Raw genomic sequence first — 3,285 nt, forward strand, 5'->3', positions numbered from 1 at the left:
TTGATGATTTGTTCGTTTATCCTTATATTGCTATTATATTAGCGAAAGCAATATATTGGGGGGACAAAAATGAAATTGAAATTAACATCTAAATTGGAAAGATTAAGAACAAGTAAAAAGGGGATTGGTGCTTGTGTTTTGGCTGCAGGCATGACGGCAATCACAATGGCTCCTCAAAGTGCGTATGCACATGGGTTTGTTGAAAAGCCGAGTAGTCGTGCTGCTTTATGTAGTCAGAATTATGGGGTATTAAATTTAAATTGTGGAAATGTAATGTACGAACCTCAAAGTCTAGAAGCACCTAAAGGATTTCCAGATAGTGGACCGATTGATGGGAAAATCGCTTCGGCAGGAGGGTTGTTTGGAGGTATTCTTGACCAACAAACATCAAATCGTTGGTTCAAAAACACAATTAAAGGTGGAGTAAATACATTTACATGGAAATATACAGCAGCACATTCTACAAGTAAATGGCATTATTACATTACAAAAAAGGGATGGGATCCTAACAAACCATTAACACGTGCTGAATTAGAACCAATTGGAACTGTGAAACATGACGGTTCGGCTGCATCAAATAATTTAACACATACAATTAATGTACCAACTGATCGTAATGGTTATCATGTTATTTTAGCTGTATGGGATGTAGCAGATACGTCAAATGCTTTTTATAATGTAGTTGATGTAAATTTAGTAAATAATGAAACTCCTGATACAGTAGCTCCAAGTCAACCAACTGAATTAAATGCCTCTAAAGTTTCTGCCAATAGTGTTGAAATAACATGGAAGGCTTCCACTGATAATATAGGTGTAAAAGAATATCAAGTGTTACGTAATGGAGAAGTAATTGATACGGTACCAGGTACAACTTTTATTGATAAAAAATTAAAAGCAGATACGGAATATACTTATACAATAAAGGCATTAGACTCTGCTGGAAACATATCAAAAGATAGTGAAAAACTGAAGGTTAAGACAACACATACAATCCCCGATATGGAGGCTCCAACTCAACCAAAAGGATTACATAGTATGGGTACAACATCGACAACTGTTGATTTAATGTGGAGTCCGTCAGAAGATAATGTAGGTGTTGACCATTATATTGTATATAGAGAAAGCGCTGGGGTTATGAATAAAATTGGAACAGCGGCTAATACATCCTTTATGGATAAAGATTTGAAGGCTAATACATCGTATAATTATGTAGTGACGGCAGTTGATTTAGCTGGAAATGAATCTAGTAGAAGTGATGTTTTGAATGTAACAACAAAGTCAGAGAATTCCGCATATGAAAAATGGGATGCAAGAAAAGCATATACTAAAGGTGATAGAGTAGTACATGAGGGGAAAGTGTACGAAGCGGTTCAAAATCATCAAGGAAATGGCGACTCAAATTGGATTTTTGCTTTATCGCTTTGGAAGCCAGTTTTGAATAAATGATAAGCTGAAAAAGATAGTTTACAATTTTGGATTGCTCTTTAAAAATTAAGGGCTGTTCCAAATATAATTATCTAATGGATTAAATGATATGTTAATAAAGTGAAACTGTAATCAGTGGAGGTTTTGTTCATCCCCCACTGATTATCAGCCCTCACCAATCGGGCTTTTACGGGCGCCCGTTAACGCGGGATAAAATTTAATCGCTATCCTAATGTTTACGAAATGAAATTAAAAAAAGAATCCCAATGGAATTCCATTGGGATTCTTTTTTTCTAATTTGTAATAGCGTAAATTTTCACTGTGAATTTGCTAGTGGCACCAATTGGACTTGCAATATAATATTTAGTATTTGTGTAAGCTTCAGTCGTAGATTCATGTGAAATATTTTTCCAACGAGTGGAATCTATTCCCAGGGAAACATCAATCATTACATTGAAAGAAATAGTAGAAGGATAATCTTTTTCTGAAGGCTCAATAACCCATTTTAATTCTTTTGTACCTACAGGTAAACTATCAATTTTAAAGTTTTGGCTGGATCGATTTTGTTGCCCTGATAAAGGACTAGATTCAGATGCTATTTGCGAAATTAATATTTCTTTTTCATTTGAATGTATACCATTTAATTTAATGATACTATCAATTAAACCTGGACCAGGAAAATCAGCTGCGATGATACCAGAATGTTTAATTGCGCCTTGTTGTAAGAGTTCGGTCCCAAGTATATTCATCCCCCCATAGTATACTTGTCCGTTTCTATCGCGAGGGAAATCACTCCACGCATTAGTGGAATTCGTTTGAATCAATTTAGGACTACTGTCAGTATTTCTGCCTTCTTTTCCGCTTGCAACAAACCAAGGATATACATTATTTAAAAATGCGGCTGCGCCCCCCGTACCACTAAAATAATTGAGGTAAATTTTTCCATTATTAAAGTTAGTATTTGTATTTTGTAGATGGTTTTTTATCGCAATCCATTTTGTGTATATTTCGTTTGGTCCGCTTCCAATTTCAAATTTATCTTGTATATTCAAACCTTCGTAATCAATCCCGTACAATTGAGTGGATGTAAAGTTTTGTAAGATTACAATTTTCCCGCGGGTATCTCCTAAAGTAGGATTATTTCTATCTGAAGTTTGTACGGAATTAGGATCCCAAAAATATGAAGCATTAACGTTTTTGTATTTTAAAAATATCTCCTCAAATGATAGAGATCCATTTTCAGGAGTAGTTTCTTCTTTTAAGCGCATTAATATTGTTTCTGTTGGATGAGCTTTTAAAAATTGAATGGTCTCTTTCAATACATCTTCAAACACAGCTTTTTGATTTACAACACCATGATACATTGCAAAAGAATCTTTTACACGTTTAACACGCATATCTACATATCGAATTCCGGAATTTAATTGTTGGGATAAACTCATAGTTTGATTTCTTGTCAAATTTTCATCAATAAAACTTGCTCCATGTAAAGCCATTGTACCGTGAGTCCCTGGAATAGATATTTCACTTATTTTTGTTGAATCTTCTATTTTCGCCATCCACGATGGATTTTGATACCCTATATTGGATTCATAGGAGTAACCTGGATGACTATTAGCTAAAATAGTAGATGGTGTACTTAAACTTGCTAGTGTAATACAAGTAAGGATACTAATTTTAAAGAAATTTCTCATTTTTATTTTGTTCATTTTTTCTCTCCTGACCTTTAAACAATTGTTAGATGATTTTTTACTATATTTATTGTTTTTCATTCTTAAGATAATAAATTTTTGTATTTGAAAATAATTAACAATAGGGGGAGTAAGTTATTTGAGACTTTAATAATTTGTTATTATAAAT

The 3,285-nt window shown here is 33.5% G+C and carries 2 protein-coding genes; one reads left to right on the top strand and one right to left on the bottom strand.

The features are described 5' to 3' along the window. The first annotated feature begins 69 nt into the window (after window positions 1-69). Window positions 70-1,446: a lytic polysaccharide monooxygenase gene (locus DN403_RS28855; RefSeq protein ID WP_000769022.1), complete on the top strand. Its 1,377-nt coding sequence runs from the start codon at window positions 70-72 to the stop codon at window positions 1,444-1,446. A 272-nt stretch (window positions 1,447-1,718) separates the two neighbouring features. Here DN403_RS28855 and DN403_RS28860 read toward each other — a convergent pair whose 3' ends face one another. Next, entirely contained in the window at window positions 1,719-3,134 is a 1,416-nt protein-coding gene (locus DN403_RS28860) for a phosphatidylinositol-specific phospholipase C (RefSeq protein WP_001033596.1), read from the bottom strand. Between the last annotated feature and the right edge of the window lie 151 nt (window positions 3,135-3,285).

Origin of the sequence: Bacillus sp. AY2-1 (genome assembly GCF_008368965.1) — a bacterium.
GTDB lineage: Bacteria > Bacillota > Bacilli > Bacillales > Bacillaceae_G > Bacillus_A > Bacillus_A thuringiensis_S.